The organism is Streptomyces sp. NBC_00306 (genome assembly GCF_036169555.1).
GTDB lineage: Bacteria > Actinomycetota > Actinomycetes > Streptomycetales > Streptomycetaceae > Streptomyces > Streptomyces achmelvichensis.
Window position 1 is genome coordinate 567,254 of the sequence record NZ_CP108032.1, and the last position, 17,961, is coordinate 585,214.

Annotated in this window: 14 protein-coding genes; 5 read left to right on the forward strand and 9 right to left on the reverse strand. The window is 70.6% G+C overall.

Annotated features, from left to right (window positions below; all coding sequences use genetic code 11):
- Nucleotides 1–12: 12 nt before the first annotated feature.
- From OHA05_RS02595 to ligA, 8 genes are all read right to left on the reverse strand, one after another.
- Nucleotides 13–537: a hydrogenase maturation protease gene (locus tag OHA05_RS02595; protein ID WP_328859654.1), complete on the reverse strand. Its 525-nt coding sequence runs from the start codon at nt 535–537 to the stop codon at nt 13–15.
- Complete coding sequence (locus OHA05_RS02600) at nt 534–1,955, reverse strand: hypothetical protein (RefSeq protein WP_328859655.1); 1,422 nt, start codon at nt 1,953–1,955, stop codon at nt 534–536. The genes OHA05_RS02595 and OHA05_RS02600 overlap by 4 nt, the downstream gene beginning before the upstream one ends.
- 1 nt (nt 1,956) lies before the next feature.
- Nucleotides 1,957–2,598 (reverse strand): DUF6084 family protein, encoded by a 642-nt coding sequence (locus OHA05_RS02605; protein ID WP_328859656.1) that lies wholly within the window; start codon nt 2,596–2,598, stop codon nt 1,957–1,959.
- On the reverse strand, nt 2,595–3,278 hold the full coding sequence (locus OHA05_RS02610) for a DUF5947 family protein (protein ID WP_328859657.1): 684 nt from the start codon (nt 3,276–3,278) through the stop codon (nt 2,595–2,597). The genes OHA05_RS02605 and OHA05_RS02610 overlap by 4 nt, the downstream gene beginning before the upstream one ends.
- Nucleotides 3,275–4,210: a NifU family protein gene (locus OHA05_RS02615; RefSeq protein ID WP_328859658.1), complete on the reverse strand. Its 936-nt coding sequence runs from the start codon at nt 4,208–4,210 to the stop codon at nt 3,275–3,277. Before OHA05_RS02615 ends, OHA05_RS02610 begins: the two co-directional genes overlap by 4 nt.
- A 22-nt stretch (nt 4,211–4,232) precedes the next feature.
- The gene (locus OHA05_RS02620) at nt 4,233–6,020 is read right to left on the reverse strand and encodes a nickel-dependent hydrogenase large subunit (protein ID WP_328859659.1); all 1,788 of its coding nucleotides are present in this window, start codon (nt 6,018–6,020) and stop codon (nt 4,233–4,235) included.
- 49 nt (nt 6,021–6,069) lie between these two features.
- Nucleotides 6,070–7,152 (reverse strand): hydrogenase expression protein HypE, encoded by a 1,083-nt coding sequence (locus OHA05_RS02625; RefSeq protein WP_313948063.1) that lies wholly within the window; start codon nt 7,150–7,152, stop codon nt 6,070–6,072.
- A gap of 389 nt (nt 7,153–7,541) precedes the next feature.
- Nucleotides 7,542–9,674 carry an NAD-dependent DNA ligase LigA gene (gene ligA / locus OHA05_RS02630; protein ID WP_328859660.1) on the reverse strand — a complete coding sequence of 711 codons (2,133 nt, stop codon included), beginning with the start codon at nt 9,672–9,674 and terminating at the stop codon, nt 7,542–7,544.
- Between the two features lie 116 nt (nt 9,675–9,790).
- Between ligA and OHA05_RS02635 the strand changes: the two genes are divergently transcribed.
- Both OHA05_RS02635 and OHA05_RS02640 read left to right on the forward strand, forming a co-directional pair.
- Complete coding sequence (locus OHA05_RS02635; RefSeq protein WP_328859661.1) at nt 9,791–10,654, forward strand: DedA family protein; 864 nt, start codon at nt 9,791–9,793, stop codon at nt 10,652–10,654.
- Between the two features lie 131 nt (nt 10,655–10,785).
- A complete protein-coding gene (locus tag OHA05_RS02640; protein ID WP_328863322.1) occupies nt 10,786–12,222 on the forward strand; it encodes a PP2C family protein-serine/threonine phosphatase in 1,437 nt (478 codons plus the stop codon).
- Between the two features lie 153 nt (nt 12,223–12,375).
- On the opposite strand, the gene OHA05_RS02645 is transcribed toward OHA05_RS02640, so the two are convergent.
- Entirely contained in the window at nt 12,376–13,872 is a 1,497-nt protein-coding gene (locus tag OHA05_RS02645) for a DNA-binding protein NsdB (protein ID WP_313948060.1), read from the reverse strand.
- A 233-nt stretch (nt 13,873–14,105) separates the two neighbouring features.
- Here OHA05_RS02645 and OHA05_RS02650 point away from each other — a divergent pair, with 233 nt between their 5' ends.
- The 3 genes from OHA05_RS02650 to OHA05_RS02660 all read left to right on the forward strand — a co-directional run bounded on the left by OHA05_RS02650 (nt 14,106) and on the right by OHA05_RS02660 (nt 17,885).
- The gene (locus tag OHA05_RS02650) at nt 14,106–15,230 is read left to right on the forward strand and encodes an aminoglycoside phosphotransferase family protein (protein ID WP_328859662.1); all 1,125 of its coding nucleotides are present in this window, start codon (nt 14,106–14,108) and stop codon (nt 15,228–15,230) included.
- A gap of 189 nt (nt 15,231–15,419) precedes the next feature.
- Nucleotides 15,420–15,554 (forward strand): hypothetical protein, encoded by a 135-nt coding sequence (locus tag OHA05_RS02655; RefSeq protein WP_328859663.1) that lies wholly within the window; start codon nt 15,420–15,422, stop codon nt 15,552–15,554.
- Between the two features lie 405 nt (nt 15,555–15,959).
- The gene (locus OHA05_RS02660) at nt 15,960–17,885 is read left to right on the forward strand and encodes an N-acetylmuramoyl-L-alanine amidase (protein WP_328859664.1); all 1,926 of its coding nucleotides are present in this window, start codon (nt 15,960–15,962) and stop codon (nt 17,883–17,885) included.
- The last annotated feature ends 76 nt before the right edge of the window (nt 17,886–17,961 follow it).

Genomic DNA, 17,961 nt, shown 5'->3' on the forward strand with positions numbered 1-17,961 from the left:
CCTCCATCGTGTTCAGCTCCTTTGGGGTACGGAGGTTGCGCGGTGCACGAGGCCGAGCACGAGTCCCGCTGCCGGCTCCACGGCGTCCGCGACCGGCGGGGTCAGGCCCATGCCCTCGTCCGTGTTCTGTGGCTGGCACCCGACGACGTAGACCTCGTCGGGAAGGGTGCCGCCCGCGCCCGCGTGCAGGTCGTGCAGCAGGCCCAGCACGGTGGCGGGATCCATGGCGTGGGTGTCGAGCGGCCCTGGTTCGCGTGCCTGAGGCGGCTCGGGGCCGACGTCGATCGTGTAGAGCGTGCCGGGTGCGCCGCCCCGGTTGACGATGTCGACGAGGACGAGCGTGCGATAACCCTCCAGCAGCCGGTAGGCGAGGTGCACACCGCGGATACCGGCGTCCATCAGCTCGACGCCGGGCGGCAGTCGGGAGGGGTCGCGGCCGAGCCACCGGACGGTCTCCACGCCGAATCCGTCGTCCTGGAGGAAGACATTGCCCACTCCGGCGACGAGGACACGGCGTGGTGTCTCCGTTGCGGTCATGGCTCCTCCTTCAGCGGGGCCACCTCGTCGGGCTTGAAGTAGAGGAAGCGGCCCTGTTGCCGGCGTACGTCGGTGCCCGGGTCGTCGTCGACGACGACCGCGAGGTGGGTCTCGCCGTCCAGGTCGCTGACCACCGCCTCGACGGTGGCGTGCCGGCCGAGGAGAAAGGCGTCCTGGGCGTCGGAGCGACGGGCGCCGGGGGTGAGCAGAACCCTGCTTCCCGCGCCCACGGCCTCGCCGTCGATGGTGACGGTGGCGGGCACGTCGATCGCGTCGGCGTCCTGCGCCGGGTCCCACCAGGGGTGTCCGGCGCCGTCGGGCAGGCTCAGCCCGGCCTCGGGCGCGGGCGCCCGGCCCGCCGGCTCCTCGCCCGTCACCTCGCGCAGTCCGCGGATCGCCCCGTGCAGCCGTTCCATCACCGCTTCCGGCATGGTGTCGACCAGGTCGATGACCTCGGACGCGCGGACGTCCGTGCCGCGTGCCTCGCGCTTCTCCTGATCGGTGAGGGCGGCGGTGCGCAGGGAGAGGATCTCGTCGATCTCGGTGGCGTCGTAGAGGGGCCCCGGGCTCTCGTCGGCGAGGACGGGGTGGTCCTCCAGAATGATCGGCGAGGAGAGCATGATGTCCTCCCGGCCGTCCGTGCCGGCCAGGACGGGCCAGGTGTGGTCGTTGTGGCAGTCGGCGACGGCCGGGCGTGCCCATTCGGGCGGGTCCGTCATCGAGAGGAAGCGCCCGCCGGGCACTCCGAGCAGCAGATGGGTGCCGATCATGCTGTGGGCGAGGGCTCCCTCCCGGCCGCCGCTCTCGGGACCGGCGTCCTCGGTGGTGTTGTGCACGGTCACCGTGAGCCGCGAGACCCGGTAGGGGCCGGGCAGTTCCTCGATCTGCGGGCGCAGTTCGCCGGACAGCCGCTCCCTGCGCCGGACGAGCCGGCCCAGCGTGGTGCCGTCCTCGTCCAGCACCGGTTCGTACGTGGTGGCGGGCGGCAGGTCGAACCGGACGGCGCGCGCGTGCGCCTGATCCTCCGTCAGTTCGATGAGGGGCGCATGGATGAGGACGCGTTCCTCGGCGCCCTCGTCCCAGGGCACGACGACCCGGTCCGCCAGCTCCAGTTCGGGCACCTCGGTGTAGGAGCCGTCCGGTCCGAGCCGTTCGACGGTGCGCCGCCGGACGTGCAGGAAGCGCAACTCCGCGTGCAGCCGCTCGCCGTCACGGGGCTCCAGGAGGCATTCGGTGCGCTGTACGGAGTGTTCGCCGCCGGTGACCGCCCAGGCGGGAGGCACCAGGACGCCGAACTGCCAGCGCATCCGGTTCTTGGCCGAGGAGGCACGGTAGGGGTAGAGGACATAGCCCTCGAACAGAACGGCGTCCGCGACCGCGCGGGCCTGGTCGAAGGCGTCCTCGACGGGGTTCTTCATCTCAGTCACCCCCTTTCGCACCGGCCGTGGCGAGCAGTTCCTGGAAGACCTGCTCCCACGACGACAGGGCACGCTGCGAGCGGTAGCGCCGGAGCGATTCGAGGCAGTCCTTGCGCAGCCTCAGCCATCCCGAGTTGGGGAAGTACTCCTCGATCATCTGCTGCCACACATCCACGGGCATCAGATAGCTCGACTCCTTGTGCCAGGGGATGGGTTCGGCGCGGAAACCGTTCCTGCCGGTGAAGACCGTGCCGGAGAAGAGGAACAGCAGCGGTATCTCGCCACGGGACAGGGCCCGGAAGTACGACGCGGAAGCGACCTCCGTGTCGTAGGTGCAGGGCACCGGAAGATCGATGTTCGTCGTGCCGGTGAAACCGGGCACGGTGATGGAGGAGTGCGCGAACTGCATCGGCTTGAGTGTGCTGCTCCAGCGGCTCGGCTCGCCGAACAGGTCGCCCAGCATGCCCACTTCCTCCGGCTCGTACTGCCGGCGGACGGGCTCGATCCGGATCTGGCAGCGCAGCGCGATCGCATGGACGGGCTGATGGTCCGACTCCTCGATCCGCAGCCCGAACAGCAGGGTGGGGCTCGCTCCGAAGGGTTCGGGCCGCGCGCCGGTGCACTCGAAGTGGAGGTCGGTCATGGGGTGCCCCCCGGCTCCGGAGCGGGCTGAGGCTCCCTTTCACCGGCGGTGTGCTCGCGCCCGGGGCGGGCCTCCAGCGGACGGGCCGCCGCCGTGACGCGCCGGAAGAACTCGGCGAGGTCCTCACGGGCCTCGGCCCCGCCGTCGAAGCCCTTCCAGTGCAGCCGCATCCGGCCGACGAGCTCGTAGCACACGTCGACCGGCACGAGGGTGCAGGTGGCCGTGGAGCCGCGCTCCTGGTGCAGCAACAGCGCCTCCACATCGGGTTCGAGGAGTTCCGCGAGCCGGGTGCGCCCGAGAACGGCGTCCCAGGTCTCGGGGTCCAGCTCGCTCTCGGTGGCGCCCGCCGGGCTGGGGTAGAAGGCCGCCAGCCGGTCGAGGGAGGAGTTGCGGAAGAAGAAGGCGAGGCCGACGGGGATCTGGAGCCGGTTCCAGCCGGATTCGTCGAGCGTGAAGTCGGGGTCGGTCAGATACCGGTCGGGGACGGCCCGGAAACGGCCCTGCCCGGCACCGGGACGGGTGAAGAGCATGTGGCAGGGCATGCAGGCGCACTTCAGGGAACGCCGTGAGGTGTCCACCAGATGCCGGTGTTCCGACGCCAGCGGCTCCCCGCAGAGCTCGCAGCGCTCCCCCGGCGGCGGGGGCCGCCGGGTGAACTGCTTCAGTACGTCCGCGCTCATGGCCCCGCCCCCAGCAGCTCAACGGGCAGCGCGACCCGCACCGACCCGTCCTCCTCCAGGAGCGGTACCGGTTCCAGATGCCCGCGCTCGCCCCGCCCTGCCCGGCGTACGTCGAAGGTTGCGGCGCACCGGGCGCACCGCAGCAACTCCGCCTCCAGCAGCGCGTCGTGGAGGCTGCCGCCGCATCCGGGGCAGTGGTCGCGATAGGCGTACAGGTTGCCCGGCAGGCGGACGAGCAGCAGCGCGTGCCCCGCGACATCGATGACGCCGGTGTCGCGGTCGTGGACGGGAAGGGTCGGCCGGGCCACGGTGTGCCAGTGGGCCGGGTCTCCATCGCCGTTGACGGACACGCGCCCGCCGTCGCCGGCGGGCGGCCCGTCCGGTGCGTCGTCAGGGCGGTGGGGCAGGATTTGGAGCAGCGGCTGCTCCTGGGGGGTGTCCTCGGCGACGCCCTCGACCTCGATCAGGGCGATCTCCGGCGCCAGCCGGGAGACCGCCTCCTCGATGGTCCAGCGCACGGTCTGGGTGGAGGAGGGACAGCCGTCGCAGCTGCCGCGCAGGCGGAGCCGCAGCGTGGGGCCCTCCGCCGGCGCCGTGTCGAGGCCCGCGACCTCGACGTCACCCGCGTGGGAGCCGAGATAGGGGCGGACCTTGTCGAGGGCCCGGCCCACCCGGGTCATGGTGTCCTCGGGATGCAGGTCGTGCAGGATCAGCAGATCACTGACGAGTTCGTCGGCCGTCAGCACCTCGATCGGGTCGGCCCCGCCCGGTGCCGCGCGCAGCAGGCGCACGGTCCGGGCGAGCCCCTCGCCGTAGAACTCCACGACGCAGCGCACCAGTTCGTCGGCCGTGTCGCGTACTTCGGGTCCTGCCTTGTCCCCCAGCTCGTCGAGCAGCGCGGCGATGCGCTCACCCGTGTCCTGTCCGGCCATCGGCAAGCCCCTCTCCTGAGGATCAGAAGGCCAGTCCGCTCAGTCCCGTCGGCAGATGGGTCTGCTCGACCGTCCGGCCTCCGCCGACGTACATGTGCACGCCGCACGGCAGACACGGGTCGAAGCTGCGGACGGCCCGCATGATGTCGATGCCCTTGAAGTTCTCCGGGGGGTTCTCCTCGAAGATCGGTGTGTTCTGCACCGCGTCCTCGTACGGGCCGGGCGTGCCGTAGACGTCACGGACGCTCCCGTTCCACGGGGTCGGCGGGTAGGGGTGGTAGTTCGCGATCTTGCCGTCCCTGATCACCATGTGGTGGGACAGCACACCGCGCACGGCCTCGGTGAATCCGCAGCCGATGGACTCGTCCGGCACGTCGAACTTCGCCCAGGTCTGGGTGCGTCCGGCGCGTACCTCCTCCATCGCCATCTCGGCGAAGTGGAGTGCCGAAGCGGCCGCGTAGGCCTGGAAGTAGGTGCGGGCCCGGTTGCGTTCGAGGGCGTTGCTCCACTCCGGGATCTTCCACTCCAGCGCCATCTCGGGCTTGGTCATGGTCCGGGGCAGATTGATCTCGACGCTGTGTCCGGTGGCCTTGACGTAGCCGTTGTCGACCAGGCCGGACAGGGCCGTGGACCACAGCCGTGCGATGGGGCCGCCGCCGGTGTCCAGGGCGAGGTGGTCCTTGCCGTCGAACCAGCGCGGCGACATGACCCAGCTGTACTTGTCGTCGAAGTCGCGCTTCTGCGGGGCGGGAATCGTGTGCTGGTTCCACGGGTGCCGCTCGTCGACGGGGTTGCCCAGCGGGTCGCGTTCGACGAACTTCTCCATGCCGGCCCAGTCCTCGTAGTACGAACTGCCGAGCAGGATCCGGATGCCGAGGTTGATGTCGACGAGGTTGTTGGTGACCAGCTTGCCGTCCACGACCACACCAGGGGTGACGAACATCCGCCGGCCCCATTCGGCCATGTTGGCGTAGGTGAAGTCGCAGTACTCCGGGTCGTTGAGCGCGCCCCAGCAGCCGAGCAGGACACGGCGCCTGCCGACCTCCTCGTATCCGGGCAGCGCCTCGTAGAAGAAGTCGAAGAGGTCGTCGTGGAGCGGGACGACCCGCTTCATGAACTCCACGTAGCGCGTGAGCCGGGTCAGATAGTCGGTGAAGAGCTGGATGGTCGCTACGGTGCCGACGCCTCCGGGGTACAGCGTGGAGGGGTGCACATGGCGGCCCTCCATCAGACAGAACATCTCCCGTGTGTAGCGGCTGACCTGGAGGGCCTCGCGGTAGAACTCACCCTCCAAGGGGTTCAGCGAGCGCATGATGTCGGCGATGGTGCGGTAGCCGTGGTCGCCGGCGTGCGGTGCTTCCGTACGCTCGGCGAGTTCGAGCACGCCCGGGTTGGTCTCGCGGACCATCTTTTCGCAGTAGTCCACACCGACCAGGTTCTCCTGGAAGATGTTGTGGTCGAACATGTACTCCGCGGCCTCGCCGAGATTCATGATCCACTCGCCGAGGTGCGGCGGCGCCACTCCGTAGGCCATGTTCTGCGCGTACACCGAGCAGGTGGCGTGATTGTCGCCGCAGATGCCGCAGATCCTGCTGGTGATGAAGTGCGCGTCCCTCGGGTCCTTGCCGCGCATGAACACGCTGTACCCGCGGAAGATGGACGAGGTGCTGTAGCACTCCGCGACGCGTTTCGCGGCGAAGTCGATCTTTGTGTGGATACCCAGGCTGCCCACGATGCGGGTGATCGGGTCCCACGACATCTCCATGAGGCCGTCGCCGTCACCGGCGGGCTTGTTCGTCGCCGTCGCCATGGTGCGCGCCACCTTCCTGTTGAGTGTCCGGCTCAGAGGGGAACTCGGGTCACCACGGCGGCCGGTAGCCGGTCTTGAGCGTCTCGCTCTTGGTGCGCCACTTCGGTTCCTTGTCGACGGTCCTCGCGGTGATGCCCCGCAGCCGTCGGATCACCGTGCCGTACATGCCGCTCGCCGCCGTCGACACATGGCCGCCCGGTGGCTCGTCCATGAAGGGCATGAACTTGTCCGGGAAGCCCGGCATGGTGCAGGCGATGCAGATGCCACCGACGTTGGGGCAGCCGCCCACTCCGTTGATCCAGCCGCGCTTGGGCACGTTGCACTTGACCACCGGGCCCCAGCAGCCGAGCTTGACCAGGCACTGGGGGGATCCGTACTCCTCGGCGAACTGGCCCTGCTCGTAGTAGCCGGCACGGTCGCAGCCCTCGTGGACGGTCGCGCCGAACAGCCAGGTCGGCCGCAGCTCCTCGTCCAGGGGGATCATGGGGGCGGCGCCCGCCGCCTGGTAGAGCAGATACAGCAGCGTCTCGGAGGCGTTGTCGGGGTGGACCGGGCAGCCGGGGATGCACACGATCGGGATGCCCGCCTGGGACTTCCATTCCCAGCCGAGATAGTCCGGCACGCCCATCGCACCCGTCGGGTTGCCGGCCATGGCGTGGATGCCGCCGTAGGTGGCGCAGGTGCCGATGGCGACCACGGCCAGGGCCTTGGGGGTGAGCCGGTCGAGCCACTCGCTGGTGGTGATCGGCTGGCCCGTCTCGGGGTCGTCACCGAAGCCGCACCAGTAGCCCTCGGGCTTGATGCGCTCGTTCGGGATCGAGCCCTCGACGATCAGGACGAACGGGTCCAGCTCACCGCGCTCGGCCTTGAAGAACCACTCAATGAAGTTGTCGGCGCCCTGGACGGGGCCGCACTCGAAGTCGATGAGCGGCCAGTGGACGGCCACCTTGGGCAGTCCGGGCAGGGCACCCAGCGCCAGCTCCTCGATCGTCGGCTGGGTCGCGGCGGTCAACGCCACCGAGTCCCCGTCGCAACTCAGGCCCGCGTTGATCCAGAGAATGTGTACGGTCGGGTCCTCCTGGGGTTCTTCCAAAAGGTCCGTGTCGGCCGTCGTGGCGGTCGGGGCGTCCATGAGCCCTCCTCGGGATCAGCCCTGGTCCAGGCACCTGATCAGCAGCCTCTGATTCCTGGATACGCGCCCACTTCCCACGGGGTAAGTGCACAGCGGCCCTATTGCCGCCGTGCACTGCCTCCTGCCAGGCGACACCCGGAAAAGTGCCGCCCGGCAGGTGGCGGCCCGGCAGCAGGCGGCAGGTGGCGGGCCCGGCAGCAGGCGGCAACCGGCAGGTGGTCGGCCGCGGCAGCAGACATACGCGGCCGGCCGTCGGCTCAGGCCCGGCCCGGTCCGGCGCGTGCGGTCGGCCGCTCGCGCAGCCCGATCAGGCGGCCCGGCCCGCTCAGCCGGCCGGCCGGCCGGGCCCCCTCAGTCCTGTGCGCCTGTTCGCCTGTCTGCCGAGGAGCTCAGCCTTCTTCACCGAGGAAATCGGACACCAGATCGGCGAACTCCTCCGGCGAGACGATCCGCGTGCCCAGCTTCTCCGCCTTGTCCCGCTTGGAACCCGCGCCCTCACCCGCGACCAGGAGCGAGGTCCGCCCGGAGACGCTGGACGAGGACCGGCCGCCGGCCCGCTCGACGAGCTCGTTCATCTGGTTGCGGGACAGCTTCTCCAGCGGGCCCGTCATGGCACCCGTCACCACCACGGCCATGCCGTCGAGTGGGCGGGCTAGAGGGGCAGGCCCGCTGCCGTCCGCGGACTCTTCGCCGCCCGCGTCCGCGCCCTCGCCGACGACCGGCGGGACCGCACCCGGCTCCGTCATATTGACCCCCGCGGCGATGAGCTTGTCGATCAGCGGAGACAGCTCCTCGAGCTCGGCGACGACGACCGCCGCCTTCTCCACCCCGATGCCGTCGACCTGCTGAAGCGCGTCGGGTCCCGCCGCGCGTATGTGCTCCATGGCCGCGAAGTGCCGGGCGATCCGACGCGACATCGAGCGCCCGGTGCCGCGCACGCCGAGGGCGCAGAACACCCTCGACAGGGGCCGGGACCTGGCCGTCTCGATGGCCGCCAGGAGGTTGTCCGTACTGGTCTCGCCCATCCGCTCCAGACCGAGCAGCTGCTCACGGGTGAGCGTGAACAGGTCGGCGATGTCGCCCACCAGGCCCGCCTCGACCAGCTGGACGACCCGGGTGTCGCCGAGTCCCTCGATATCGAGCTGGTCGCGCCCCGCGGCGTACGAGACGGAGGCCACCAGCCGGCAGTCGCGTCCGCGCACACAGCGCCAGCGCTGCTCGGAGGTGTCGATGCCGGAACCGCACTGCGGGCAGACCTCGGGAAAGACGATCGCCTTCTCATCGCCGGTCCGCAGATGGACGACCGGCGCCTCGATCCGGGGAATGATGTCGCCCGCCTTGTAGACCATGACGCGGTCGCCCAGGCGCAGGTCACGACGGGTGATGTCGGCGGGGTTGTGCAGCGTGGCGTAGGTGACGGTCGTGCCGTCTATCTCCACCGGCTCCAGGACGGCGCGGGGCGCGATCGTCCCGGTCCGCCCTACGTTCCACTCGACGTCCAGCAGGGTGGTGACCTTCTCCACGGCGGGGAGCTTGTAGGCGATGGCCCAGCGAGGGGCTCGCGAGCCGGATCCGGCCGCGGCCTGGTCGGCCGCCCGGTCGGCTTTGATGACGATGCCGTCGATCCCGAACGGCAGATCCGCGCGCAGGGCGGCGATCTCCTCGATCCTCGCCATGATCTCGTCGGCCGTCGTCAGGGTGCGCGGGGCGACGGCGGTGTCCTCCGCGGTGTGCACACCCAGCGAGGCGACATGGGACATGAGGGTGCTGTGGGGCCACTGGGCGAGCTGGTCGGCGAGGTCGGTGCCGGTCCCGGACATCGGCATCGCCCCGTAGCCGAAGAAGGTCATCTCGACGCGGTAGGCCCGGTCCCGGGCGCGCAGAGTGCCGGCGGCGCCGTTGCGCGGGTTGGCGAAGAGGGCGCCGCCATGGGCCGTACGCACGGTGTTGGCCGCTTCGAACTGCTCGTTCGTCATCAGGACCTCACCGCGCACCTCGAGGGTGACCGGCTCGGCGAGCCGGTCGGGCAGGCCGGTGATCGTGCCGATCGCGTGCGAGACGTCCTCGCCCGCGGTGCCGTCGCCGCGGGTGATCAGCCGCACGAGCCTGCCCTCCTCGTAGCGCGCGGCCACCGCGAGGCCGTCCAGCTTCGGCTCGACGCTCCACTGCTCGACGGGTCTGCCGATGCGCCGCTCCACCGACGCGGTCCAGGACGCCAGCTGCTCGGCGGAGAAGACGTTGTCCAGCGACAGCATCGGCACGGTGTGCGGCACGTCCCCCACGGCCGCACCGCCCGCCACCTTGCCCGTCGGCGAGGACGCCGAGACCTCCTCGGGATGTGCCTCCTCGTAGGCGGCTATCCCGCGGGCGAGCCGGTCGTACGCGTCGTCGTCGAGGGTGCTCTCCCCCGTCGCGTAGTACGCGGCGGCGGCGCGGGAGGCGGTTTCGACCGCCTCCGCGTAGGCGGAGGAGTCGGCGATCGATGCGGCCGCGGCAGGGGCGGCGGGTGAGGTCGTCGTCATGTGTCCATCCTGCCGCCCACCACTGACAACGCCCCTCGCGAAGTCCGCGACCGGATCAACACGCCGAGTGACAAAAGGAGTTGCCGTCGGGCGGCCGTCGCACCAGGCTGAACGGCATGCTGTCCGACCTGACCCACGAGCTCATCGGTTCTCCGCTGATACTCGCCGTCGCCCTGCTCGCGGTCTTCCTCGACGCGCTGGTGCCGGTGATGCCGAGCGGCACGCTCGTGCTGGCCGCCTCTCTGTGGGCGACCACCCAGGAAGTCGGCCTGCTGGCCGTCGCGGTGCCGGTGGCGGCCGCTTCGGTGCTCGGGGACCTGCTCGTGGTGACGCTGGCACGCAGCCGCCCGCTCAGACGTCCGGCCCTGACATCCGCGGCGGCCAGGATGGGGAAGGCGCTCACCGGCCGGCTGGGGCGTACGACGGTGGCCGCCCGCTTCGTGCCGGGCGGCCGCACCGTGCTGGCGGTCGCCGTGGGCACCACGGGGGTGTCACGGCGTCGCCATCTGTTCTGGTCGGTGGTGGGAGGGGTACTGTGGGCCGGCTATCTCACCGGCCTGGGACGGCTCAACAGCCTCTGGTTCGATGCTTCCTGGCTGGGTTTCGCCGTCTCGGTCGCGGCCACGGTCGTCATGGGCGCGTGCCTGGCACGCGCGCTGTCAGTAGGGAAGCACCCGGCCCGACGGAGTGCGCAGGTCCAGCTCTCGGGCGGGCCTCTGCGGAGCGGGCTTTCGGATACGGATCTGAGCGGCCTTGGCCATCGGACTCACCCTCTCAAGCCGCAACGGCTTCGTACGCGTCGGACCGTTGAGGAGAAGATTCCACCTGTGACTGGTGCGTACACATGGTGGACCTCCAACTTGTGGCGCGTGCGGCGACTTTGCCGCATGCTCTCTCCATCGGTTAGACCCCTGCTGCCCCCTGAACTCATCGCTCAACCCCCGGCCGGGCCATCCCATTGCCCGGCCTGTGGCATATGACAGAGGCACCACCGTATCGAGTGTTGCCAAATCCCTTACGGGCCATCGCTCCCTGTGCAACAGTCGTAACTGGTCCATTGTTCAGACCGTGTTTCAGACTGGCCGTGGCCACGCCTGTATCGGAGTACGTCATGCCCTCCCATGTGTTCGCGGACCGTGCCGCACCACAGCCGCCGGAGCGTGGCGCCGTCGATGCTCTGATCACCCGGACGCGCCGGCTGCGCGGTGACGTGGACGCCGTACGCCGCGACGCCGTGCTGGAGGAGGACGATCCCCAGGGCCGCTGGCAGCGGGCGCTGTGCGACCTCGCCGTCCATCACCTGGACGACCTCGGCGCCCATCTGGGACAGCTGAAGGAAGGCCTGCCCGCGGAGTCCCTCGGTCTCTTCGAGGACGAACTCGCGGAGTACGAGGCCGACAGCGTGCAGAGCACCGGATCGCTCCTCAGCCGGGTCGGCAGCGCCGAGTGGAACCTCCTCACCGACGAGGTGAGCTGGTCCGACGAGCTCTATCAGATCCTCGGACGCTCCCCGCAGAGCGGTCCCATGACCCTGGACGAGCTGCCGTCGATCGTGTTCGCGGATGACCAGGCCCTGCTCACCTCGATGGTGACGGACTGTCTGGTCGACGGGCGCCCCATCGACGGCGAGTTCCGCATGGTCCGCGCCGACGGCCGCGTCCGTACGGTGCACATGATGGGCGAGCCCGTCCTCGACTCCGACGGGTCCACCGCCTCCATGTGGGCGGTCCTCAGGGACGTGAGCGAGCTGCGCCGCAGCGAGCGCGCGCTGCGCGAGAGCCGCGACCACGCACAGCGCAAACAGCACTTCGAGCAGACCGAGCGCCGGCTCGCGGTCGAACTCCAGGAAGCGGTGCTTCCGCCGTGGCGGGGTTCGCTCCAGTTCCCGCTCGACGGCCCCGCCGAACTCGACGTCGCCGCGCACTATCTGCCGTCCGCCAACAGCGCCCTGATCGGCGGTGACTGGTACGACGCCCTGCAACTGCCCCATGGCGGATCGCTGTTGAGCGTCGGCGACCTCACGGGGCACGGCGTGAGCGCGACTTCGGCCATGGCGATGCTGCTCGGTGCGCTGCGCGGCATGGCCGTCGCGGGTATCGAACCCGGACCGCTGATGGCGCACCTCAACCAGTTGCTGGAGACCTCCGTCCAGCCGGCCCTGGGCAGCGCGGTGTGCTGCCGCTTCGACCCGGCGAACCGCACCCTCTCCTGGGCGCAGGCGGGACACCCCGCCCCGCTGCTGTTCCGCAACGGGACGGGGCAGGTCCTCACGCCCCCCGAGGGTGTGCTGCTCGGTGCCACCTCCGGCGCCACGTACGAGCAGGCCGAAGTACCCCTGCTCGCCGGTGACCTGTTGCTGCTGCACACGGACGGTCTGACGCGCACCAGCGCCGCAGGGGACAGCGACACCGGCCGGCTGCTGGCACTGGCGCCACGATTCGCCGCGGCCCGGGACGCGCAGGAGTGCGTACGGGCAGTCCTCGAGGTGTTCGGTGAAGGCGGCCGTGAGGACGACGCCTGCGTGATGGTGGTGAAGATCGGCGCCTAGGAGGCATCCGGTCCACCGGGCCCGACCGCACGGGGGTGCTGTGCACGGGCGCGAGCGTCCTGGGTATGAGCACGTGGGTCCGGGGTGTGGGCACGTGGGTCCCGGGCGCGGGTCGGATATCGGTGCACTCGGCGCGCTCGGCGCACTGCGCGCCTAGATGTCGGTGCTCCTCGCCTTCTTCGACGGGCCCGTGGGCAGGGCCTGCTGGATCTCCTGGCGCAGGTCCTCGATCCTGGCGTAGCCCGAGTACTGCCCGGTGAGCCGGTACATCTCCCGCAGCCGGTCCCACGTCCGGTGCGACGAGGTCTCTCCTATCGAGACGAGCGCCAGCCGTGCATAGCGGTCGGCCTGCTCGGGATCGTCCGCGATGAAACAGGCCGAGGCCAGGGAGATGTAGTCGAAGATCTTCGACCGCTGCCGTCCGCCCTCACGCAGTTGCAGCGCCTGCCGTGCGTGGTTCTGCGCGATGTTCGCGGCCGACGGGTCGTGCTCGGCCAGCGTGCGGTAGGCGAGCGCCTCCATGCCGTGCAGATCCGCCTCGTCGAACATCTGCATCCAACTGGGCGCCGGCACATCTCCCTTGTCGGAGACGAACAGGTCCTCGGCCTCACCGAGGGTGCGGCGCATGGCCTGACCGCGGCCCATGGAAGCCTGTGCCCAGGCCTCGATGGTGTGCAGCATCGCCCGGGTACGCGGCAGGGTCTGTTCACCCGAGCCGGTCTTGGCGAGCTTCATCAGGTCGAGTGCGTCGTCGGGACGGCCCAGATGGACCATCTGCCGGGCGGCACGGGAGAGCGCTTCGCCGGCCCGCGGGCGGTCGCCGCCCTCGCGTGCCGCGTGCGCGGCGATGACGAAGTACTTCTGGGCGGTGGGTTCGAGGCCGACGTCGTGCGACATCCAGCCGGCGAGTACGGCGAGGTTGGCGGCGACGCCCCACAGGCGCCGCTGGAGGTGGTCCGGGTGACGGTAGGCGAGCATGCCGCCCACCTCGTTCAGCTGGCCCACCACGGCCTTGCGCTGGAGGCCGCCGCCACGGGCGGCGTCCCAGGCGCGGAACACTTCGACGGAACGTTCCAGAGCTTCGATCTCCTGCGATCCGATGGGCGCCGCCTCGTAGCGGTCGAACCCGACGGAGTCGGCTTGCAGGGCGTTCTCGAAATGTGGTGCGTTCTTGGCGAGTGCGGGGTCGGTGTGCAGCCAGTCATGCATGGCGCTGCTGAGTGCGGAGCCTGCGGCGAGCGCGGCGCCCGCGCCCACCAAGCCGCGTCGGTTGAGCATGAGGTCCATTCCCGTGAATTCGGTGAGGACCGCCGCGGTGCGTTCGGGCGCCCACGGGAGGCCGTCAGGGTTGGTGTCACTTCCCTGCGCGTCCTTCCGCTTTCCTGCTCGCCCGCTTCGTACGAACCCGAGGTCCTCGATGGTCACGACACGACCGAGTCGCTCGGTGAACAGAGCTGCCAGCACGCGCGGCACGGGATCGCGCGGGGTCTCCCCCATGTCGATCCAGCGCCGCACCCGCGAGGTGTCGGTCGCCAGCTGCGGGTGGCCCATGGCCGCCGCCTGCCGGTTCACGAGTCTTGCGAGTTCCCCTTTGGACCAGCCGGCCAGGCGGAACAGGTCGCAGAGGCGGGTGTTGGGTTCTCCGGTCACGTCAAGCCCCCAGGTTCTCGGCTGAGTTGACAGTAACCCCCTGTCAGATGCGGGGCGACTATTCGCCAGGGTTCGCCAGGGTGCGCCAGATGGTGTGCCACCCGCGCTCTGGTGTGACGTAGGAACGCGCCACCCCGGCCCGGCAGCCGATCGCACTCCCCAGGGTGTTGACCGGCTGCCGGGGCGGGGCCGCGCACGCAAACTGTCGGCGCACGAAGGGATCTGTCACCCCCATGTACACAGCATCGTCCTCCGTGTCCGCCCCACACCGGCCGCAGCGCTCCGCCGTACCGGCCGGCTCCGGACCGTATCTCGACCCCACCAACGCCGGCCGGACTCGACGGCCGGCGGGGGCGGTCGGCCAACCCCTCAGCGGGAGAATCGACTTGTCCGGCCCTCAGGGCGCGCAGCTGCGCATGGCTGTCGCGTCGGTGCACCGCATCTGCCCGGAGTTCAATCCGGTCCAGGTGCTGCGCCGCAGCGGACGTTCGGTCCTGCTCGTCGGTACGACGGGGCGGATGACGGCGGTGGCCAAGTGTCTGCTCGACCACTCACCCGCATGGTCCGAACGGTTCCGGCACGAAATAGCTGCCTACCGCGCCTTCGTCCGGCACCGCCCACCGGTGCGGGTCCCGCGGCTGGTCGCCGCGGATCCCGACAACTGCACCCTGGTGATCGAGCGGATGCCGGGCCGGGCGGCGGCCCTCGCTCGACACCCGGCCGAGGCACCGCCCCGTGCCGATGTGCGGGCCGCCCTCGGCGCGATCGCGCGGCTCAACACCTGGCGGCCGCCGGCCGGAATGTTCGACGCCCCCCTCGATTATGCGTCCCGTATCTCGCGCTATCACGAACTGGGTCTGTTCACCGACCGTGACCTCGGCGACCTCCAGAAGCTGCTGCACGGGCTGGCGCACGCCGGTGGCAAGCAGGGCATGGGCCAGTTCTGCCACGGCGACGCCTTACTGTCCAACATCCTGCTGTCGCCGACGGGGCCCGTGCTGGTCGACTGGGAGCACGCCGGCTGGTATCTGCCGGGTTACGACCTGGCCACCCTGTGGTCGGTACTCGGCGACGCTCCGGTGGCGAGGCGGCAGATCAGCCAGCTCGCCCAGCAGCAGGGACCCGCGGCCCGGGACGCCTTCCTGGTGAATCTGATGCTGGTGCTGACCCGGGAGATCCGCACCTACGAGACAGCGGTGCAGCGCACGATGCGGGAGGCCGCTCCCGCGACGGGTGCCACCGCACCCGCCGCCGGCGGTCTGTCGGCCGGTGAGGAACAGCGACTGCTGCTCAGGCGGCTGCACGACGACTGCGCACTGGCCCGCCGGGCCGTGCGTGCGGCGGTCGGCACTCGCTGACCGGCCGCCACAGAGGGGGAAGCGCGCTGCGCGCCCAGTGCCGACACACTGGGCGCGCAGCGCACTGTGCGGGCGATGTCCGGTGCCCCCGACGGCCCGTCACCCGTCCGGACGGCTCTGGGCCGAGCGGCCGTACACGCTCGCGCGGGGCACCCGGCGCACCACCTACGCACGGCGCGACGGATCACGATGCCCAAATTCCCGCACGAGACCGCTTCGGTGCGGCTTCAGAGCGGTGATCCTCTGCCGCTGGACACCGACAGCGTCGTGGAACGCCAGGGCGAGAACATCACCGAGGGCATGGACCGGCTCGCGCGCGCCTGACGGAGAACGCCGGCCGCTCCCCCGGTGAGCCGCTCGACCGGATCATCGCGGACTACACACGCTCGGCCCACGACGACGCCCGTCCGGCTCGCCGTTCAGGTGAACCGAGCCGCTCGCCGGGCCCGGGAACCGGGCGTCGCCGTGCCGTGGTCAATGTCCGTTCCGTGGAGGGGAATTGGCCCAGACCACTGACGCACCGCAGGCCCGCGGCCCCTCACCGCGAAACTCCCCGGAACCTGCGCTGACGTGCAAATTTCCTCCACCTGAGTGCGATTGACGGATCGTCCGGCAGCCGATACCCCTGTAGTCGAGACCGACCCCGCAGGCCCCGCCACGCACCATCCGCCCCTGGAGGCTGCCTTGCAACGTTCCGCCCCCGCGCGCCCGCGAAGCGCCCGCCGTCGCATGCTGAGGGCAGGGGGCGCGGTGGCGTCCGCAGCCCTGCTACTGCCGCTGGTCTCGGCCGGCCCGTCCGCCACCGCCGAGCAGCGCGGATCCGGGTCGCTCCAGCGCGAGTTCGCCGCGGCCGCCGCCCAGTACCGCGTACCGCAGAGCGTGCTGCTCGGTGTGTCGTATCTGCAGTCCCGGTGGGACACGCACGGAGGCGCTGCGAGTGTCACCGGCGGCTACGGGCCGATGCATCTCACGGACGCCCGCACGGCGCTGGCCGAGGCTCCGCACCATTCCCACGACAGCGAGGACCCGCGCGGCGACGACGCTCGTGAGCCCCTGCGGGCCGCCGGGACCGCGCTGCCGGATCCCGCTGAACTCCCTTCCCGGCTGCGGACGCTGGAGCGCGCGGCCGAGCTGTCGGGCTACAGCGCGGCGCAACTGCGGGACAACGCCGCGGCCAATGTGCGCGGCGGCGCGGCCCTCCTCGCCGACGCGCAGAAGAAGCTGGGCCGACCGCTGAGCGACCGGCCCTCCGACTGGTTCGGCGCCGTCGCCCGCTTCTCGGGCGCCGACGACACGGCGACCGCCGCGGTCTACGCGGGCGACGTCTTCGACGTGATCCGCACCGGCCAGTCCCGCACCACGGACAGCGGCGAGCATGTCTCCCTGGCGGCCGACCCGTCGGCGGTCACCGACGCCGGGCAGACGGCCCGGCTCGGGCTGCGCACGGCGGACGCAGGGAAGACCGAGTGTCCGCGGACCGTGGCCTGCGAGTGGATCCCGGCGCCGTACGAGGAGTTCGGCGAGGGCGAGTACGGCAACCACGACCTGGCGAACCGCCCTGCGTCGCAGTCGGTGAAGTACATCGTCGTCCATGACACCGAGGGTTCCTGGGACACCACCCTGAAGCTGGTGCAGGACCCGACGTATGTGTCGTGGCAGTACACCCTGCGGTCCTCCGACGGGCACATCGCCCAGCACGTGCCGCTCAAGGACGTCGCCTGGCACGCCGGCAACTGGTACGTGAACGCGAAGTCGGTGGGCCTGGAGCACGAGGGCTTCCTGGTCTCGCCGGACGCCTGGTACACGGAGGCGATGTACCGCACCTCGGCACGGCTGGTGCGGTATCTGGCGCAGCGGTACGACATCCCGCTGGACCGGCAGCACATTCTCGGGCACGACACGGTGCCGGGCACCACCCCCGCGACGATCGCCGGCATGCACACCGACCCCGGCCCGTACTGGGACTGGGCGCACTACTTCACGCTGCTGGGCCGTCCGTTCGTGCCGGGTGCCGGTCCCCGCAGCGACGTGGTGACCATCCGTCCCGACTACGTCCGCAACCAGCCTCTCTACACGGGCTGTGTGAAGCCCGCCGAGGCGTGCGCACCGCACGGCTCGGGTGCGGTCCGGCTGCACACCGCCCCGGCGGACGACGCGCCGCTGGTCAAGGACATCGGCCTGCGGCCCGGCGGGCAGGACTCGACCACCGGGGTCAACGACACGGGTGCGCGTGCCTCGACGGGCCAGCAGTACGCCGTGGCGGAGCGCCGCGGCGAGTGGACCGCCATCTGGTATCTCGGACAGAAGGCCTGGTTCCACAATCCGCACAGCCGGCCGACGGCCGTGGGCGCGCGGGAGGCCCTGCTGACCCCGAGGGCCGGCCTGGCGGAGATCCCGGTCTACGGGCGCGCCTACCCGGAGGCGGCCGCCTATCCCGAGGGTGTGCCGGTGCAGCCGGTGTCGCCGCTGCCGTACAAGCTGCTCGCCGGGCAGAAGTACGTGGTGGGCGACCGGGTCCCGGGTGAGTACCTGTACGCGACGACCTTCGATGCGGCGGGACATCGCGTCGTGCGGGGCAAGGAGCTGTACTACGAGATCCAGTTCGGGCACCGGGTGGCGTTCGTGAAGGCCGCGGATGTGCGCGTCCTGAGGTAGCCGGCGGGCGCCACCGGTCGAGGGGTCCGGTGGCGCACCGTCTCCTTTTGTGAGCTTGTGTGACTAATGGGCCGTT

Coding starts and splice junctions, on each gene's coding strand:
- OHA05_RS02660 (WP_328859664.1), top strand. CDS start 15,960: ATGCTGAGGGCAGGGGGCGCGGTGGCGTCCGCAGCCCTGCTACTGCCG.
- OHA05_RS02655 (WP_328859663.1), top strand. CDS start 15,420: ATGCCCAAATTCCCGCACGAGACCGCTTCGGTGCGGCTTCAGAGCGGT.
- OHA05_RS02595 (WP_328859654.1), bottom strand. CDS start 537: ATGACCGCAACGGAGACACCACGCCGTGTCCTCGTCGCCGGAGTGGGC.
- OHA05_RS02615 (WP_328859658.1), bottom strand. CDS start 4,210: ATGGCCGGACAGGACACGGGTGAGCGCATCGCCGCGCTGCTCGACGAG.
- OHA05_RS02635 (WP_328859661.1), top strand. CDS start 9,791: ATGCTGTCCGACCTGACCCACGAGCTCATCGGTTCTCCGCTGATACTC.
- ligA (WP_328859660.1), bottom strand. CDS start 9,674: ATGACGACGACCTCACCCGCCGCCCCTGCCGCGGCCGCATCGATCGCC.
- OHA05_RS02610 (WP_328859657.1), bottom strand. CDS start 3,278: ATGAGCGCGGACGTACTGAAGCAGTTCACCCGGCGGCCCCCGCCGCCG.
- OHA05_RS02600 (WP_328859655.1), bottom strand. CDS start 1,955: ATGAAGAACCCCGTCGAGGACGCCTTCGACCAGGCCCGCGCGGTCGCG.
- OHA05_RS02650 (WP_328859662.1), top strand. CDS start 14,106: ATGTACACAGCATCGTCCTCCGTGTCCGCCCCACACCGGCCGCAGCGC.
- OHA05_RS02620 (WP_328859659.1), bottom strand. CDS start 6,020: ATGGCGACGGCGACGAACAAGCCCGCCGGTGACGGCGACGGCCTCATG.
- OHA05_RS02625 (WP_313948063.1), bottom strand. CDS start 7,152: ATGGACGCCCCGACCGCCACGACGGCCGACACGGACCTTTTGGAAGAA.
- OHA05_RS02605 (WP_328859656.1), bottom strand. CDS start 2,598: ATGACCGACCTCCACTTCGAGTGCACCGGCGCGCGGCCCGAACCCTTC.
- OHA05_RS02640 (WP_328863322.1), top strand. CDS start 10,786: ATGCCCTCCCATGTGTTCGCGGACCGTGCCGCACCACAGCCGCCGGAG.